This is a genomic window from Alistipes sp. CAG:268 (assembly GCA_000434235.1).
In the GTDB taxonomy this organism is placed as follows: domain Bacteria; phylum Bacteroidota; class Bacteroidia; order Bacteroidales; family Rikenellaceae; genus Alistipes; species Alistipes avistercoris.
In genome coordinates this window covers 26,447-44,268 of record FR891966.1, presented here as the reverse complement: position 1 = coordinate 44,268, position 17,822 = coordinate 26,447, and the positions used below count along the sequence as shown (strand labels likewise).

10 protein-coding genes are annotated in these 17,822 nt (G+C 55.4%); 2 read left to right on the top strand and 8 right to left on the bottom strand.

Annotated features, from left to right (window positions below; all coding sequences use genetic code 11):
• Positions 1-181 precede the first annotated feature (181 nt).
• The 8 genes from QZL63_RS00570 to QZL63_RS00535 all read right to left on the bottom strand — a co-directional run bounded on the left by QZL63_RS00570 (position 182) and on the right by QZL63_RS00535 (position 14,942).
• Positions 182-1,675, bottom strand: a complete 1,494-nt coding sequence (locus QZL63_RS00570) for a DUF4185 domain-containing protein (RefSeq protein ID WP_369677298.1) — start codon at positions 1,673-1,675, stop codon at positions 182-184.
• Positions 1,676-1,728: 53 nt separating this feature from the next.
• A complete protein-coding gene (locus QZL63_RS00565) occupies positions 1,729-3,378 on the bottom strand; it encodes a ribulokinase (protein ID WP_290585239.1) in 1,650 nt (549 codons plus the stop codon).
• Positions 3,359-4,789, bottom strand: coding sequence for an L-fucose:H+ symporter permease (fucP, locus tag QZL63_RS00560; RefSeq protein WP_022307406.1), 1,431 nt, complete (start codon positions 4,787-4,789; stop codon positions 3,359-3,361). The genes QZL63_RS00565 and fucP overlap by 20 nt, the downstream gene beginning before the upstream one ends.
• A gap of 11 nt (positions 4,790-4,800) precedes the next feature.
• A complete protein-coding gene (locus QZL63_RS00555) occupies positions 4,801-5,937 on the bottom strand; it encodes a DUF6786 family protein (RefSeq protein ID WP_290585225.1) in 1,137 nt (378 codons plus the stop codon).
• Between the two features lie 102 nt (positions 5,938-6,039).
• Positions 6,040-7,818: an L-fucose isomerase gene (locus QZL63_RS00550; RefSeq protein WP_022307404.1), complete on the bottom strand. Its 1,779-nt coding sequence runs from the start codon at positions 7,816-7,818 to the stop codon at positions 6,040-6,042.
• Positions 7,819-7,843: 25 nt separating this feature from the next.
• Positions 7,844-9,826 carry a glycoside hydrolase family 97 protein gene (locus tag QZL63_RS00545; protein WP_022307403.1) on the bottom strand — a complete coding sequence of 661 codons (1,983 nt, stop codon included), beginning with the start codon at positions 9,824-9,826 and terminating at the stop codon, positions 7,844-7,846.
• 122 nt (positions 9,827-9,948) lie between these two features.
• Positions 9,949-11,808, bottom strand: a complete 1,860-nt coding sequence (locus QZL63_RS00540) for a RagB/SusD family nutrient uptake outer membrane protein (protein WP_022307402.1) — start codon at positions 11,806-11,808, stop codon at positions 9,949-9,951.
• Positions 11,809-11,828: 20 nt separating this feature from the next.
• Positions 11,829-14,942: a SusC/RagA family TonB-linked outer membrane protein gene (locus QZL63_RS00535; RefSeq protein ID WP_022307401.1), complete on the bottom strand. Its 3,114-nt coding sequence runs from the start codon at positions 14,940-14,942 to the stop codon at positions 11,829-11,831.
• A gap of 360 nt (positions 14,943-15,302) precedes the next feature.
• Between QZL63_RS00535 and QZL63_RS00530 the strand changes: the two genes are divergently transcribed.
• On the top strand, positions 15,303-16,334 hold the full coding sequence (locus QZL63_RS00530) for a substrate-binding domain-containing protein (RefSeq protein ID WP_022307400.1): 1,032 nt from the start codon (positions 15,303-15,305) through the stop codon (positions 16,332-16,334).
• 83 nt (positions 16,335-16,417) lie between these two features.
• Positions 16,418-17,587: a glycoside hydrolase family 172 protein gene (locus tag QZL63_RS00525; protein WP_022307399.1), complete on the top strand. Its 1,170-nt coding sequence runs from the start codon at positions 16,418-16,420 to the stop codon at positions 17,585-17,587.
• Positions 17,588-17,822: the final 235 nt, after the last annotated feature.

Here is a 17,822-nt window from a genome sequence, read left to right as displayed (position 1 = left end):
ACGGAGCCCCAATACCCGGCAAAGAGTATCAGCAGCAGCGCAGCGCATGTTTTCCGGCAGTATCCCAACATCGCATCCAACTTGATGCGGCAAAGATATTAAAAAGTTTCGGAAAATTCGTGCGGCAGGCCTCTCTTCGAAAACAAAGGGGACCGGACGTCTGTCCGATCCCCTTCGAAAATCAATCCTCTAAACATCGGATCGAGGTCCTCATCAGATAAACATTGTACGGGACCCATTCCGACATCGTATAGTACAGCTCGTCGGAGTCTGCCGAGGCCGGATGGATGTAGGAGCCGTACAACTGAGGATAGTCGGCGCCGGAGACCAGAATCCGCTCCTCCGACCACTCCCCGTTGATGCGAGCCGCCGAACGATAACAAATGGCGTACTTCTCCTGGTCGAAATAGAGAACAATCCATCGTTGGTACTTCTCGAGCCACATGACCGAAAGTTCCCCTACCGTACCGTTCAAAACGACCGTGGCCTCATGTTCATCTCCCTGTACCCAACGCCGGGTCGTGCCGTTCCAATATTCATAGGCCGAGCGATCCAGGATGTCGCCGTACCGGAACCGGGCTAGGTAGACACTCCGGGACCGGCCGATATGCGTTCCCACCATGTAACAGTAGGGATCTCCCTCCCGGGTTGCATAACCGACCATCCCGAAATTCGAGTCCTCGTCGAATTCAATACGGTCGCGGCAACTCTCCCACGTTGCACCGTCGTCCAAGGATCGATAAATGGAAGAGTAGTTCAGCGGATCGAAATCGGTCCCGACCTGCCAATACATGTAATGGACGTATTGCACCCCATCCAACGCAATGGCCGCAGTGGGGATCGAGGTGAAGAGCCTGTAGTTCTCCCGGGGGATGATCTCCCGGGCTCTTCCGGCATTGTTCGGATCGGCAGCCATTCCGCTGAACGTCAGCCCGTCGGACAGGTACGAATCTTCGGAATAGGCAAGGACATTCGATCTCCAGTCTCCGGCCGGGCCCGGACCGCCTCCGGCAACCGGGACGAAATCGGGGCCATACGAATCTCCGAAGAAGAGGCCGTATCTCCCGGGAGCGATCTCCCAGATGATACCCAGATCCGTACCGCCGAGCCCCCAGCGCACGTCCGTCTGATTGGGATTCGGCAGGTGCCGCTCCTCCTCGAGACTCCGACCCGTAACCCGGGCTACCATCCCCTGGTCGATCAGACAGATATCCCGGGAATAGGACGCATACAAAGTGAGCGGTCCGGTTACGGCCTGATCGAAATCGAAAGGAGCCGTGCAGGCCGGATCGACATGCCATCCGCCGAATGTGCATCCGGCCGGAGAGGCGGGAATCCATTCGGGTTCCGGCATGCGTTCCCCTCTTACCACCTGCATTTCTCGGCTCTCCCCGGGATCACGGTTGTCCTTGAGCGTTACGGAAACGGCTTCGGCCCAACGCGCATAAAGCGTGATATCCGCATCGATCGCATAACCGAAACGATAGGGTTCGCCATCCTCCGTCTCCCAACAGACAAAAAGGCATCCCTCTTTGGTCGGGCAGACATCCGGAGCCCCGAACGGCCCGTACACGACCCGCGGCGGAATTTCGGGCTCCCCTCCGCGACAGTCGAAACGGACGGTATACCCTTTGCGCTCAACCTCCGGAGACTTTTGTCCACATGCGGCCCCCATCGGGCCAAGCATCAAAAACAGACAGACCCATGCCACCAAACGTCTCGGGGCATTCACAGTTTTGCCGATTCGATCCATTTGCCCAACTTCAGGTATTTTTCACAACGTTCCATATACAGGCGATGGTTGCGGGGATTCGGTTCGTACCGCTTGCCGACTCCGGAGCCCATGGCGCATTGCGCCGCATGGATGTCCGGATACAGTCCGGCCGCCACGGCAGCGAACATCGCGGCACCCAGCGCACAGGCCTGATCGGTACGCGACACGTCAATCGGCATGTTCAGCACATCGGACAGGACCTGCATGACAAAAGGCGACTTCTGAGAGATTCCGCCGATTGCAATGATCGCATCGACCCGGATACCCTCTTCCACGAACCGATCGACGATCGCCTTGGAACCGAACGCCGTTGCCTCGACTAGGGATCGAAAAATCATCGGAGCCGAACTGCCCATCGTCAGATTGCAGATCGCACCCCGAAGGTGCTGATCGGCATCCGGCGTACGCCGGCCGTTCATCCAGTCAAGAGCCAATACAGACGCGTCCTCAACCGGAATAGCCTCGGCCGCCCTGCTCAGACATTCGATCACCCGGTCGCCAATCACTCCAAGCTCGTCCGGACAAAGCTCACAGACCGGCCACAGCAAAAGGTCCTTGAACCAGGCATACAGGTCGCCGAACGCCGATTGTCCGGCTTCGAACCCCACCAGTCCCGGCACCACGGACCCGTTCACCTGCCCACATATGCCACGGACCGGGGCAGGGGACAACTCGTCGGGAGGACATACCAGGATATCGCAGGTGGAGGTACCCATGATCCGGGTCAGGACATGGGGATGGATACAGGCTCCGACAGCCCCGGCATGAGCATCGATCATGCCTACACCCACCACCGTACCTTCCGCCAGCCCCAGTCGCCCGGCGTATTCGGGCGAAATCACGCCGACCGGGCGGTCGGCCGTAAAGGTTTCACCCCGGAAACGGTCGCGCCACCCCTTCAGCAACGGGTCAAGTGCAGCCAGGAAGGATTCGGAGGGCAGCCCGTTCCAAGACTCATGCCACATGGCCTTGTGTCCGGCCGCGCAACGGTTCCGCAACACCTTCTCGGGACACGTCTGGCCAGTAAGCAACGCACCCATCCAGTCCGAATGTTCGATCCAGGCATAGGCGGCACTCCTCACCCGGGGATTGCTCCGCAGCACATGCAGGACCTTCGCCCAGGCCCACTCCGCCGAATAGGTTCCTCCGGAATAGGCCGTGAAATCGACGTTCCACCGATGGGCCAGCGCGTTGATCTGCTCCGCTTCGGCCTTGGCCGTATGGTCTTTCCAGAGAATGAACATCGCATCCGGATCGTCTGCAAATCCGGGGCACAGCGCCAACGGCACTCCCGTCCGGTCGGTAAGCACCGGAGTGCTCCCGGTCGTATCGAACGAAATGGCCCGGACCTTTCTGAACTCATCCGCACCCACCCGGTCCAAAAGATCCCGCATGGCAGACTCGAAGGATTCGACATAGTCCAGAGGATGCTGCCTGTAGCGGTCGGAAAGGGGATCGCAATACAGTCCCTGCTTCCATCGGGGATAGGAGGCTACGGAAACGGCCGCCACATCCCCCGAAGCGGCATCGACGAGCAGCGCCCGACAGGAGTCGGTGCCGAAATCGACGCCGACCACATAGTTTTCAGTTCTTTTCGGGATCATATTTCCGACAGATTACGAGTGCGTAGAAAACAACAACGGAGAATGCCACGGCCGGAACCCAATAGGCCAAAGCGATGCTTCCGGCCTGGTCCGACACGATTCCCTGAATTTGCGTCAAAACGGCTGCGCCGGCAATGGCCATGACCATGCCCGAGCCCCCGAGCTTGGTGTCTTCGCCCAGACCCCGGATACCGATTCCATAGATCGTGGGAAACATGAGCGACATGCATCCGGATATGCCCATCAAGGCATAAACGCCCCAGGCTCCGGTCCCGTAGACCGCTCCCAGGCAACAGGCTATGGCGATGACACCCACCCCGGCAAGCAGGTTTCGGGGCCGGATGTACTTCATCAGGAACGTGCATACGAAACGGGCACAGACAAACAGAATCAGAGACAGGATATAGTAGGTCGCTCCGGCCTGTTCGGCGGTCCGGGGAAGCAGGGCATCCAGCCCCACGCTCTCGGCCAGGGAGTAAAACCCTCCGGCAACGGGTTCGACATGCCGCAGGGCATCGGTGATCTGGGCCGAGGTCGCCCCATCACCCAAAGCGGCAACAATCCGGTCGAAATGCAGCGCATGCATGGCATAACGGATCACGAACGACCAGGTCGCAATCTGGGCTCCCATGTAGAAGAACTGCGCGACAACGCCCCAGACATAGTTCCGATTGTGCAGCAATCGGCGCACGGACCCCTTGAAATCGATCGTCTTGTTCTCCTCCTTCAGATCCGGCATCCGGGTCAGATAGATGGCGGCCAGAATACAGACCATCACCAAACCCAGAACCACATAGGTCATCGTCACGGCATTGAGCTCCTCGCCCTGAATGCGCGCCAACTCCTCGGCAGGCAGAGCCATACGCTCCGCCGCCGACATCGAGTTGAGTTGGGAAAGGACGAAAACCTGGGAAAGCACCACCCCGGCGATCGCGCCGAACGGATTGAACGATTGGGCAAAATTCAGCCGCCGCGTCGCCGTGGCCTCAGATCCGATGGCGCAGACGTACGAGTTGGTCGAGGTCTCCAGGATGGAGAGTCCGGCAAACAGGACAAATATCGCAATCAGGAAGGTCAGGAACCCGACCCCGATACTCCATCCGCAAACCAGCATCGCCGGATAGAACAGGAAAGAGCCCAGGGCATAAAGTCCCAACCCCAGCATGACACCGGCCTTGTAAGAATAGCGTTTGATGAACAGTGCTCCGGGAATGGCGAAGCACCCGTAGCCGAGCAGATAGCACACGACCTGTATCCATGCCGTTTTCGAGTCCGAGAGGCTCATGATCCGCTTGAAGGCCGCCAACATCGTATCCGTCATGTTGTTGGGAACGGCCCAGGCAAAGAAGAGAACCGTAAGCAACGTGAACGGCCAGACAATTCCCTTCGGAATAATCGACTCCTTTTTCATAGCATGCGGTATTAGCGGAACATGGTCGATATCCGGTTCAGATCAACACCGAAGATAGCCCGGACAATGGCCCCGATCGAGGCTTCGTCACCCTGGAAATGCATCGTATACTGCTCGTGCGCAAGGCTTTGTCCCGGGGCAAGGGTGGCTCCGGGCGAGGAGGTCTCGATCTCGTAGAACGGGCCCATCACCGTGCCGTCATCCGTCGGGCCGTCGTTATAGGCGTTGATCACATCGCCTCCATACGGGTTGTCCTGAGGTCCCCACTGGCCATTGACGTAATCGACCTCCCCGTTGGGCAATGCATACTTCACAACCGTAAGCACCCCCTTCTCGGAGTCGTAGCTTCCGCAGATATCCCGTGCGCTCCCGGCCGGAAGGCCAAGTTTCGAACGCCATAACCCGTCGATCTTGAAATAGATCATTCCCTCTTCGACGATCAGGCGGTCGGCCGGAATCTTTCCGAAGTATTCGTCATTGACAATCCGCCCGGCAAAATCCCGGTTATAGGGGATGAAGACGGTCGTTGTCGGAGTCGGATTGAACATGCCAAGCAGCCAGACGGAGGGCATTCCGGAATCGCGCGTCCAGGATTCGTCTCCCCGGTTCGTGATCACGTTGTTGGTCCGGTAGGCCACGAACTTCACATCCCCGGGGATCTCCGCCCCGAGGGTCTGCTCAGCACCGTCCCGATCCACCAGCTCGATCGTCCGCTCCACCCCGATCCGGAAGACCCGGTCCGATGCCGACCTGAGGGCAAATTCCCGGGTAAAGCAGACACTCGATCCACTCTGCGAACGGATGTCGTAGGTATCGGTATCGATGGCTGCAGGGACCTTCCAGTTGGCGTAAACCTGCTCATCCCCCTTTTTGAAATAGAACGAATTCGGACCACCCTCAGGACCGATCCAGAATCGTTCCTCGCCCCCGACCGGATTGAACTGGGGATTCAGTTCTCCCTTCTCGATGAATTTGTAATTGATCCAGCCGTAACTGTCGCCGGTATCCCCGGCAGCCGAGGAGGTCATGACCCGGCCCTGGTAGGCCGGGATCACCAATACGCGGGAGGCTCCGTCTTCGCTGGTCAGTTCGAGCGTTTCGATGCCCCGTTCGGCAAAAAACGCGCGGTCATATGCATAAGTTCCCATAGCCGTCTTTTTTGACCCCCCGGAGCAGGCCGCCGAAAAGATCGCCGCCGACACGAGGAGTCCCAGATTCATTTTTCCGTACAACATAAGATTCTCGTTCTGTTATTTATAAATCGGTCCATAGTTCCGGCAGGCACGATAATCCGCCCCTTCGGGATCGGAGCCGAAGGCACCCCATGCCGAAGGCCGGAATACCGAATCCGCATCCACGTTGTGCATGCAGACGGGAATACGCAACATGGAGGCGAGCGTGATCATGTCGGCACCGACATGCCCGTAGCTGATGGCACCGTGGTTGGCGCCCCAGTTGTTCATCACGGAATAGACACTCGTGAAGGCCCCCTTACCCGTCAGACGGGGAGCAAAGAAGGTCGTGGGCCAGGTACGGTCAGTCCGCTTGTTGATCACATCGAAGATCCGGGGATCGACATCGACCGCCCACCCTTCGGCAATCTGCAATACGGGCCCCAGACCCTTGACCAGATTGATCCGACACATCGTGACGGGCATCTCGCCCCGGGTAAGGAACTGCGACGAGAAGCCGCCGCCTCGCATGTACTCGCGCCCTGCAGGATACCAGGTAGCCGCATCCAGACAGGCCTCGACATCGGCATCGGTTATCTCCCAGTGGCGTTTCATGACCGGCGACCCGTCGGCAGCCGACATCCGTCCCGTCGCATCGAGCGTGCAGGAACCGGAATTGATCAGGTGGATGATTCCCTGGGCGGCCTTACCCTCAAGCGAAAGGCCGGAAACCCGCTTCACGGCCTCCGGGCTCCAGTAGGTCCGCACATCGGCAAACAGCTGCGCACGGTTGGTCAGCAGGTGCAGCAGGAGCATCGTTACGCCGTTCAGCGTATCGTTCTCCGTTGCGAAGGGAATGGCCTCACGAATCCCGTTCCAGTCGAACGAGGTGTTGAGCATCGCCTCCGAGAAGTCGCCGTCCGGACGGAAATCGGTCCACTGCCGCTGTCCCTGAAATCCTCCGACAATGGCATTGTGGCCCATGGCCTCCTCTTCGAATCCCATCTCGGCAAGTTTCGGATTGCCCTGCATCAGGTCCCGGAAAATCAGGGTCATCTTGACCACGTAGGCCCAAATGTCATCCTTCTGGCTGCGGGCATACTGCAAATGTTCGGGATTGCAATCCATGCCTTCCCGGCTCATACAATACTTGCGCACCCAGTCCATCGCACGATCGAACTCGTCCTTATCGTAGATTCCCAATTCGATACGGCGCTCGATCTCCGAGCAATCGACAAACTCGTTACGCATACCCAGATACTCCTGGAAGAAATCGGGATTCGGAGTCGATCCGGCAATACCCATCGACACCGAGCCGATCGACAAATACGATTTGCCCCTCATCTGCATGACGGCAACGGCCGCACGGCCGAAACGTAGCAGTTTCTCACGCACATCGTCGGGAATCGACCCATCGGTAAGATCCTGCACGTCGCGGCCGTAAATACCGAATGCCGGAAGTCCCTTCTGATTGTGCCCGGCCAATGCCGAAGCCAAATAGACGGCTCCGGGGCGCTCCGTTCCGTTGAACCCCCAGATGGCCTTGGGCATCAACGGGTCCATATCGATCGTTTCACATCCATAACACCAGCACGGAGTCACCGAAAGAACGGCTCCGACATTCATCGCCGCAAATTTCTCGGCAGCCATGGCCGCCTCCCTTACACCTCCGATCGTCGTGTCGGCAATGACGCATTCGACCGGAGTACCGTCGGCATAGTGCAGATTGTCGGCATACAACTGCGCCACACGGCGGGCCATGCCCATGGTCATCTCTTCAAGCGATTCGCGGATGCCGCCCCGACGTCCATCAATGATCGGACGGATGCCAATTTTAGGATAATCAGCAGTTTTCATAAGATCTGTAGTTTTATGTGATTGTTTAATGATTGTTCATAGGTTTCAAATGCAGCGCCGCACCTCCGTCCGGAGCCAGCGGCAATTCAATCCGGTCCGACCTGCGGACAATCCGCCGGATTCTTTGCAGGCTCCCGGGGTCGGCATCGGAACCGTCGAGATAGATATCGGCAAGATAATCCACCCCCTCGTCCAGAAAATCCAGCGAAAGCGTCAGGTCACGGCGCTCCCCGTTGTTGAGCGATCCGACCCACCAGTTACCCTCCTTACGGCGGGCGACGGTCACATAGCGGTTGAACACCGCGTGCGGCACACGGATCTCATCCCAGGTAGCGGGAACCTCGAGAATGAACTCGAATCCCGGTGCCCTTTCATAAGCCGCAGGGGTATCGCACAGCATGGTCAGATGGTTCTCCAGCACCACATACATGGCCAGCATGTGGCAGCGGGTCACCGGAACCCGGGGATTGATATACCGGGGGCGGAATTCAGACCGGCGCTCCGAGCGGAAACCGCCCAAATGATAATCGGTCGCCCCCGCCAGCATACGGGTAAAGGGGATCGACACGTCGTGGTCGGCAGTGACCGCATCGGACCATTTGGACACCTCGTAATTCATCGTCCCTTCCCGGGTGAATTCGTTGGGATAGGTCCGGACCAGGCCGGAAGGCTTGCTCGAACCGTGAAACTGCACGAACAGTTTATGGCGCGCCGCCGCCTGCAGGAACTCCTCCTGAATGCGGATCATCTCCTGATCGTCCCGATCCATGAAGTCGATCATCAACCCCCGAACGCCCCATTTCTCGTAAAGAGCGAAGGCCTCCTCGAGTTTGGGATAAAGGGCCCGCCAATGTACCCACAGATGCAGCCCGACCCCCTTTTCCCGCGCATAGGCCACGATCCGCGGCATCTCCAGACAGGGGATCGGCCGGGTCGGATCCGCATGGGGGCCGGCATTCCCGAAATTGAAGTTGTCGTCGTAATACCACGGGGTCTCGGCATATCCGTAGATCCCATGGAGGTCTATGCCGTGCCGGGCAGCAAAATCGATGTAATACTTGTTGGTTTCAAAATTATTCCCCGAAGAAAACAGCGTATCGGGAACGACATTTCCGTTCCACCAGGTAAAGGTCGTCCGGCACGGTTTGATCCACGAAGTGTCGGCAATGGCACAAGGATCGTTGAGATCGGTCAGAATCGTACTCCTGAGCAACACCTCCATCGAAGCCCCCATAGACAGGACCCTCCAGGGAGTGCGGTGCGGCAGCGAATCGGCAACCACCTTGATCCTCTCCTGTCCCAACTTCGGGGAGAGACGGGCCTCGAACCCTTCGGCTCCCCGCATGAGATACATCCCGGCATAATCACGAACCCCGGCCTCCAGGATCGACACATACAGGCGTCCCGGATAACGGAACGTGGCAGGCAGCTCGATCAACCGGGCCAAATCAACCTGATCCAGGCCGACCTGGACATAGGGCCCTTCGTGCGTATTCACATATCCGGGCAGGTACATGACCAACGCCTCGGGATCGCCGGAAAGGTTGAATTGCGTCCGCTCCTCATACATGACATAGCGCTGCCACGTCTCCTGCTGCGGGAAAAGGAACCGGAAGGCCACCCCGTCATTGAACGCCCTCACCTCCAGATCGATCCTGCGGGCAGACGGTCCCGACTCCGACAACGGAATCCGGGCGGCGTTACAGAAGTACCTTGCCTCCCGCACCTTGCCGACAACCAACCGGTACGTTTCGTCGATCCGCTTTCGTTCGATACGTCCCAATTCGAGTCCATCTCCCCAGGCTCCGCAGTCGAAGACAAAACCCAGACGGGACGGAGAGACGACCCGGAAGCCATTGCACCACACTTCGTAGCGAATCTCCTCGGACGAACACAACAGGACGAACCGGTTTTTCCCGTCGGGAGACCGGACCTCAACCGTTCTTTCCGCACCGGAACCATTCAGACAAACGGTCAACAACGCCCATACACACAACCAACGCTTCATCTTTTTTCTTCCTTCTTCGATTCCAACCAGCCTTACACAAGACGGGGCTCAAGTCCCGGGCCCCGGATATGAAAATCCGGGACCCGTGACAAGAAAACCACCATTCAATGTACCGTATTCGCTCAATCGCCCGAGGTCGGAGTCGTCCAGCCGGGGCTCTGCACAAGATACTGGGGACGTTTATCGATCTCCACCTGATCAACGGGGAAGAAGTAGTGTTTCGGAGCCTCGAAAACCCGCTCCTCGATCTGGACTCGCTTATAATATGCAGGATCCTGCATATGGGTTCCCTCCATGATGTTCATGGAGTGCACGGGCTGGTTCTCGGTATGCTCCGCATCCTTCCAGCGCCGGACATCGAAGAAACGATGAACCTCGAAAGCCAGCTCGATCCGACGCTCGTGTTTGATGCGCTCCCGCATCTGCTCCGGCGACAGTCCGGTCGGAAGATCGGGCAGGCCGGCTCTGTTGCGAATCTCGTTCACCGCATTGTACACTTCCGAGGTAGGCCCGCCATACTCGTTCAGTGCCTCTGCATAATTCAGATAGATCTCGCCCAGACGGATATAAACCCACTGCTGAACCGGGTACGACTGGAAGGGGATAACGGTCGGATAGATCAGCTTTTTCATCAGATATCCGGTCTTGCAATAATCGGATCCGGCGTTATTCTTGCCATCCACGCCCGTATACCAGAACTCGAGCGTATGGGGTTCGGTCCAGTTGCTTGCACGGGATGTAAGCCAGATGGCTCCTGCAAAATTGATCGAAGCATAAAAACGCGGCTCACGATTGACATACATGTTGCTGACACCCTTCTGCCAGCGGTTTTCGTATTCCGTATCGGTGAATCCCTCCTCGACATATCCGGACTCCGGATTGATAATGGGGGTCAGCCCGTTATCCGTGTAACCGGTAATCGGGGTAGAGCCGTCCGCCATCTCATAGGCATCGACCATCTCCTGAGTGGGGTTGATGATCGAGAAACAACCGAAGGAGATCGGATTGCAGCAGTTCTCCCAGTGATCATAGGTCCCGATATTCTTCGCCCAAAGAATCTCTTCATTCCAGTTCTGGTTGAAGATGTTCTGATAGTTCGTAACCGGATCCGAATCCCGCTCATAGAGCCTTACATAACCGCTTGCCGCAGCCTCGTCGAGACAAAGTCGGGCCGCTTTGGCCGCCTCGTTCCACTTCTCGGGATCATAGGTCTGGGAGATGAGAGGGGTTCCGTCCACATCCCGGAAGGAGGCCATGTCCGTATTCCCGTTGTAAAGGGGCGATGCGATATAAAGCAGCACGCGAGAACGCAGGCCCAACGCAGCCATCGAGGTGGCACGGCCCAAATCGCCGTCAGAGGTCACCTTGTCCACATACGGACGATCCTTCAGCAGCTCATAAGCCCGCATGCAGTCCTCGGCAATGAATTTTGCACACTGATCGGCCGGGGAGCGCCGGATCGAAAGCATGTCCTCGCTCGGATCGAGCGAATGGTCCAGCAGCGGAATAGGCCCATAGGCACGGAACGCCAGGAAATGGAACCAGGCCCGAAGGAAATAGGCTTCTCCCTTCCAATGGTTTTTCTCCGTGTCGCTGGTCGGACAGCGGTCCACGTTCTCAAGGAACTGATTTACCTTGCGAATTGCCATGTAGGATTCCGGCCAGACCTGTGTATCCTTGATATTGGAAGGATTCCAGCCTCCGTTGTTGATCTGGTGCGAATAGGCTCCGCCAAAGGCAATCTCCATTTCATCGCAACCTCCTGTATAAGGATTCCGCCAGGCACCACCGCTATCTGCCATGTTGGCTTCTGTAGGAGTCCATGAATAAATATGAGTCAGAAAATTCCGGGTATAGATTCGGTTGTTGAACACATCGTCGAGCGTCAGCACCTCATCGGGAGTCATATCCAGAAAATCCGAGCAGGAGGCCAACGATGTACCCAATGCGAAAACCAATAAATATTTACAGATACATTTCATCGCTTCAAAAGTAATTTAGATTAGAAAGTAGCCTGAATTCCCAAAGTGAGGGCACGTTGCGTAGGATAGCCTCCGGTACCGTAATCCGACTCCGGATCGATAACCTTCAGGTCGTCGAAACACAACAGGTTGTTTCCATTGACAAAGACTCGCAACCCGCCCAGGCCCATTTTGGCATAGATCCGTTTCGGGAAGTTATAACCGATCTCAGCAGTCTTCAATTTGATGTATGAAGCGTCACGCTGGTAAAGCGTACTTGCCTGATAGTTGTTCGAGGAGGTTCCGTTGTGAACGACCGGGTATTTGGCTCGAGCATTGCGTTCGCTGTCCCCGCCCGGAATGAAGCGGTTGTCAAAATACTCATGAACGACGTTGTAGCCGGGATAATCCAACTGGAACGGCCACATGCCTTCACTGTCGAAGAACGTGGACGTATTCCCCGCTCCCGTAAAGTTCACCGTCAGATCAAAGCCCTTATAGGCAATCGTGCCGCCGAAACCGAACATGACCTCCGGAGTGCGGGCATAACCGATCGGCACCTTGTCGTAGGCATTGATCACTCCGTCTTCGTTGATATCCTTATACTTCACATCACCGACCGTATAAGAGCCAAGCTCCTGCTTGGGCGAACTGTCAATCTCCTCCTGGCTCTGGAACAGGCCCAAGGCCACGTAACCAAACGGCTGTCCTACACGGGTCCCCCGGGTATTCTGGTACGACCAAAGCGCCTCTGCCGTGTCATCTTCAATGATCTTGTTGCGGGCAAAGGTAACGTTCCCCCGCAGCGCAAAATAGAGTCCATAGCTGGTCGTATGCGACACCTCGATCATGCCATCGAAACCCTGGTTCTTGACAATTCCCAGGTTGGCCCACGGCGTATTGCCCCAGGGAGCGCCCATAATGTCCGGTATCTGAGCCCGTTTCAGGAGGATATTGTCCCGATATTCGTAAAAATAGTCTGCCTGCAAACGGATGGCCCCGTTGAACATCTCAAGGTCCAGACCCACGTCCGTCTTGTGTGAGACCTCCCACGTGGCATTCGGAGCGCCCATCATGGCCTCGGCCATACCGGGCTGATTCACCTGGCCCGACCCGAAGGGGTAGCCGTTGGCGTTCTTATCGACCGTCGAAAGATAGAAGAAGCGATCGGCCCCGACGTTATCGTTTCCGGCAAGGCCATACGATCCACGGATCTTCAGATGGTTGATGAAATCGATATTCCAGAACTTCTCTCCGGTCAGCACCCAGCCGGCCGAAACGGCCGGGAAAAAGCCGTAACGCTTGCCGGGGGCAAAATTCTCCGATCCGGTATATCCGAAGTTGAACTCCACCAGATAACGATGGTCGAAATCATAGGTGAAGCGGCCGGCCCACCCCTGACGGCGGTAAGGCAGATTGAGCGTTGTCGTTCCGGCCGTCAGGTCTTTGTAGTCCCGACGGTTGAACAGGCCCATAACCCCTACGGTGTGTCGTCCGAACGTCCGGTTGTAATTGATCTGGAACTCGTAATAATAGGCCCGGTTCGACGTATTGCCGGCAATCTTATAACCCATTGCCGTCTCATCCTTGATGACGTTGTAGCGGTCTTCCCCCGTTTCAGGATCCGGGCCGAGATATTTCTTCGTCTCGGGCTGTTTGTTGCGAGTCACTTCATTGTAATAATAGTGGTCGTACGAGAAACGACCCTGAACGGATAATCCCGGCGTAATCAAGGTCCCGAGATCCCATTTGGCCCCGAGCGAGCCCTGTGTCGTGGAGCGGAACTGTTTCGAGAAACCGCTGTTGGTAACCAATACATACGGGTTGTTCCATTCATACGAAGTGCTTCCGGCTCCAAACGACCCATCGGGATTGCGAATCGGACTCGAAATGGGCGAATACTTCTTCAGCGCCATGAAAATATCATTGGCAGGAGTTCCCGGATAGGTACGATCCTCAACAATCTCTCCGAGCCCCAGTTCAATGGAAAAGTTCTTCGCCAGATTGACATCGACATTCGACCGGAAATTATAGCGCTGGGCCCGCGAGTTGGTATCATAGCCGAACGAAGGATCCTCCTTGAACAAACCGCTTTGCGACGAGAACCCGACATTGACATAATAGCGGATGGTCTCGTTTCCGCCGGAAACAGACAGATTGTTCATCGTCTGGAACGTATTCTTCTTCAAGACGGCATCCGTCCAATCCACATTCGGGTAAAGATACGGATCCGATCCATCCTTGAACTTCTGAAGGGCAACGTCGTCCCACGGAAGAGTCACTCCGCCTACCGTGCAGGCCTCGTTCATCAGCGTAGCGAACTCATAGCCGTTCACATAGTCCGGGAAACGGAGGCCATGCAGCTGGGTAGCCTCCATACGCAGCGTAATCTTGGGCCGTCCCATCTGTCCCTTCTTCGTATTGATGAGAATAACGCCATTGGCTCCCCGCGTACCGTAAACGGCCGTAGCCGATGCATCCTTCAGGATGGAGAACGATTCGATCTCCGCCGTATTTACCAGATTCAAGTCGCGTTCAACACCATCGACCAAAACCAAAGGATTGGCATTTCCCCAGGTTCCCATGCCTCGAATATTGAGGATGGCTCCATCATAGCCTGGTTCGCCGCTGGTCTGACGGGTGATGATACCCGGCATCGAGCCGCCGAGCGTATTGGCCAGCGACATGGTGGTTACTTTGGCCAGTTCCTCGGGCTCTACAAGGGAGAGTGAGCCCGTGACGGATGCCTTTTTCTGATTGCCGTAGCCTACCACCACCACATCCTCGACGGATCGCGAATCCATTTCAAGCACAAAATCGATTTGCGTCCGATTGCCGATGTGTTCCTCTACGTTCTTATAACCCAGAAAAGAGACGACAAGAATTGCATCGGGGTCATTGACTCCAAGATAGTACCGACCTTCACTGTCGGTCGTCACGCCGACATTGGAGGCTTTCAACATGATGGCTACGCCCGGAATGGGCTGTTTGGTTTGTGCGTCGGTAACTTGCCCCGAGATAATAAAGGTTTTCGACCCGGTCCGCTGCGCTGCGACCTCAAAAGGGAAACCCAGCAGTAAAAGACAGGCAATCAATATGGCAAATATCCTACCTTCCACCTGTTTCCCCGAACGGAAAGCGTAGATAGATCTCATGGAAATAGTTTTAGGTTGATAATCCCCACAAGCAAACATGCTCCTCACGGAGCTACAATTCACAAAAACGAGGGAAATAAATATTCGATTCTTATTGTATAATTCGTTTTACACGTATTATACTGCACTGTCCTGATACAAAGATAGCAAAAAAAGTTTCTGTCAAAACAAAAAAATAATATTTTTTTCATCACTTTCCACCAACAGGTATAAAATTCAGGACAAATTATATTTGTAAATGTCTGTTTTTTATTGTATTATTGCATTAGAATCGAAGTTTAGCAAAAGACACCACACAATCAGAAAAAAATGCATAATTTTGCATAATCGTTTTAGCAAACCCCTATACCTACTTATATAATGAACAAAAAGAGAACTTCACTCAAGGACATCGCCAAAGAGGCCAACGTATCGACATCCTTGGTATCTTTTGTGCTGAACAACAAGGAGAAAGAGCACAGGATCAGACCGGAAATGGCAGAAAAGATACGCCGTGTCGCCATAGAAATGAACTATACGCCGAACGTTGCAGCCAAAAGCCTGCGGGAAGGGAAGTCCCGTACGATAGGGCTCATTGTCTCGGACATATCCAACCCGTTCTTCGCCAACATCGCCCGGTTCGTAGAGCGAACGGCAGGGAAATACCATTATGCCGTACACTTTGCCAACTCCGATGAAAACGCGGAACAGACAGCCATGCTGGCTGAAAACATGATCAGCAGAGGAATCGACGGAATCATCATTGTACCCTGCGACGGATGCAAATCGCTGTTGAACAACCTGATGGATCGACGTATCCCCCTTGTCCTGCTCGACCGGTACATTCCCGACGTCGATGCGACCTATGTCTGCCTGAACAACCGCAAAGCAGGCTATGACGCCACACGACACCTGCTTGAAAACGGATACCGGCACATTGGCATGGTCAATTATAAATTCAACCTCAAACATACGATCGACCGAACCCTGGGATACGAAGACGCCATGCGCGAGGCCGGCCTGGAGAAAGAGATCCGCAAGGCGTTCGTCGATCACAGGCGCATGACGGACAGTTGCAACGCAGCCATATCTAAAATGCTGAAAGACAAGGCAGACGCCCTGATCATGGCAACAAACACCATCTCGACGAACTGCATTCATGCCATACGAAGGCACAAAATCATCGTTCCAGAGCAATTGGGGCTGGTGGGATTTGACGGAGGCGACGCATTCGACTTTTTCTACTCGCCATTGAGCTACATCCAGCAACCCCTGGAGTCTATGGCCCAGAAGGCCGTTGAGGTGCTCATTGAACAAATTGAAGAAGGATCTATCTTCAGACAACAGATCGAATACGAGGGCGTTCTGAAAAAAAGAGCATCATCGGTCAAAAATTCCATGCGTAAAATTTGATTTTGTTAAAACGTTTTAGCATATTTGCAGTGAAATACTGCACTATCCTGAAAAGACGATCACTATTAACCGAACCGAATGAAATGAAACTAACGAAAATTCTGTCAGTACTGCTCTGCAGTACCATCGCCGCAACGGGCTTTGCGCAACAACAATACCCGTTCAACGGGCTGGAAATGAATCTGGGCAACCTGTCACGTCTTTCAAATGCCGAGACGAGATCGATCAGCCCCGAGAATTTCACCGGAGAAAAGGGAAAAGGAGGCATGGCCGTCCCGGCCCTCCCCGCCACCCGCAACGAAAACAACGCATCATGGGCGGCACGTGACCTGGGCCAGACCTGGAAGGTCAATCCCTACATCACGATCAATCCGAACGAAACGTTTACCATCGCAGAGATTGAAGGTCCGGGTGCCATTCAGCACATTTGGATGACCCCGACGGGTGTTTGGCGCTGGAGCATCATACGCATCTACTGGGACGACGAAAAAGAGCCCTCCGTCGAGTGCCCCATCTCCGACTTCTTCTGCATGGGATGGAACGAATATGCTCCGGTCGTATCGCTGCCCATTTGCGTCAATCCGGGAAGCGCCTTCAACAGCTATTGGACCATGCCCTTCCGGAAAAAGTGCAAAATCACCATCGAAAACATCAACCCGTCCCAGCCGATGAACCTCTACTACCAGGTAGACTATACCCTGACCGAGGTCCCCGAAGACGCCGGTTATTTCCATGCCCAGTTCCGACGTACACGCTACAACGAAACCTCCGATTTCACCATAATCGACAATGTCAAGGGAAAAGGCCAATACGTAGGCGTCTACATGGCCTGGGGTCTCCACAACAACGGCTGGTGGGGTGAAGGCGAGATCAAGTTCTTCATGGACGGAGACGACAAATTCCCCACCATCTGCGGCACAGGGACCGAAGACTACTTCTGCGGGTCCTACAATTTCGACCGGGAAGGAAGATTCACCGAATTCTGCACCCCCTACGCAGGCCTCTGCCAAGTCATCCGTCCCGACGGCACATACCGTTCGCAAGAGCGATTCGGCCTATACCGCTGGCACATCATGGACCCGATCCGCTTCAACAAAAGCCTGAAAATCACCATTCAGGACCTTGGCTGGCGTCACGACGGCCGTTACCTGCAGCAGAATTCCGATATCTCGGCCACCACATTCTGGTACCAGGCGGAACCCCATGCAAAGTTCCCGGAATTCCCGACCTGGCAAGATCTGGAAACCTATTAACTTTCATATTCCCAAAAACTCCCAAAGAATCGCCGGAGAGCGAGGGTCAACAACTGGTCCTCGCTCTCCTTTTTGTGCCTAATCGGCCTCCGGGAACCGTCCATTCTTTTTCCTCTGATTCTGCCGATTGACAATACCCTTCCCAACATCCCGATCGAGCCCAAACATCCTCTCCACAGGTTCGAGAAGCCCCGCCCGTATCGGCCGGACATAGCCTCAAGCACTTCCAGCGCCA

Bases quoted from the DNA above. Each gene is read 5' to 3' on its own strand.
- QZL63_RS00555 (WP_290585225.1), bottom strand. From the start codon at position 5,937: ATGGGAACTTATGCATATGACCGCGCGTTTTTTGCCGAACGGGGCATC.
- QZL63_RS00535 (WP_022307401.1), bottom strand. From the start codon at position 14,942: ATGAGATCTATCTACGCTTTCCGTTCGGGGAAACAGGTGGAAGGTAGG.
- QZL63_RS00550 (WP_022307404.1), bottom strand. From the start codon at position 7,818: ATGAAAACTGCTGATTATCCTAAAATTGGCATCCGTCCGATCATTGAT.
- QZL63_RS00545 (WP_022307403.1), bottom strand. From the start codon at position 9,826: ATGAAGCGTTGGTTGTGTGTATGGGCGTTGTTGACCGTTTGTCTGAAT.
- fucP (WP_022307406.1), bottom strand. From the start codon at position 4,789: ATGAAAAAGGAGTCGATTATTCCGAAGGGAATTGTCTGGCCGTTCACG.
- QZL63_RS00540 (WP_022307402.1), bottom strand. From the start codon at position 11,808: ATGAAATGTATCTGTAAATATTTATTGGTTTTCGCATTGGGTACATCG.
- QZL63_RS00525 (WP_022307399.1), top strand. From the start codon at position 16,418: ATGAAACTAACGAAAATTCTGTCAGTACTGCTCTGCAGTACCATCGCC.
- QZL63_RS00530 (WP_022307400.1), top strand. From the start codon at position 15,303: ATGAACAAAAAGAGAACTTCACTCAAGGACATCGCCAAAGAGGCCAAC.
- QZL63_RS00570 (WP_369677298.1), bottom strand. From the start codon at position 1,675: ATGGGGGCCGCATGTGGACAAAAGTCTCCGGAGGTTGAGCGCAAAGGG.
- QZL63_RS00565 (WP_290585239.1), bottom strand. From the start codon at position 3,378: ATGATCCCGAAAAGAACTGAAAACTATGTGGTCGGCGTCGATTTCGGC.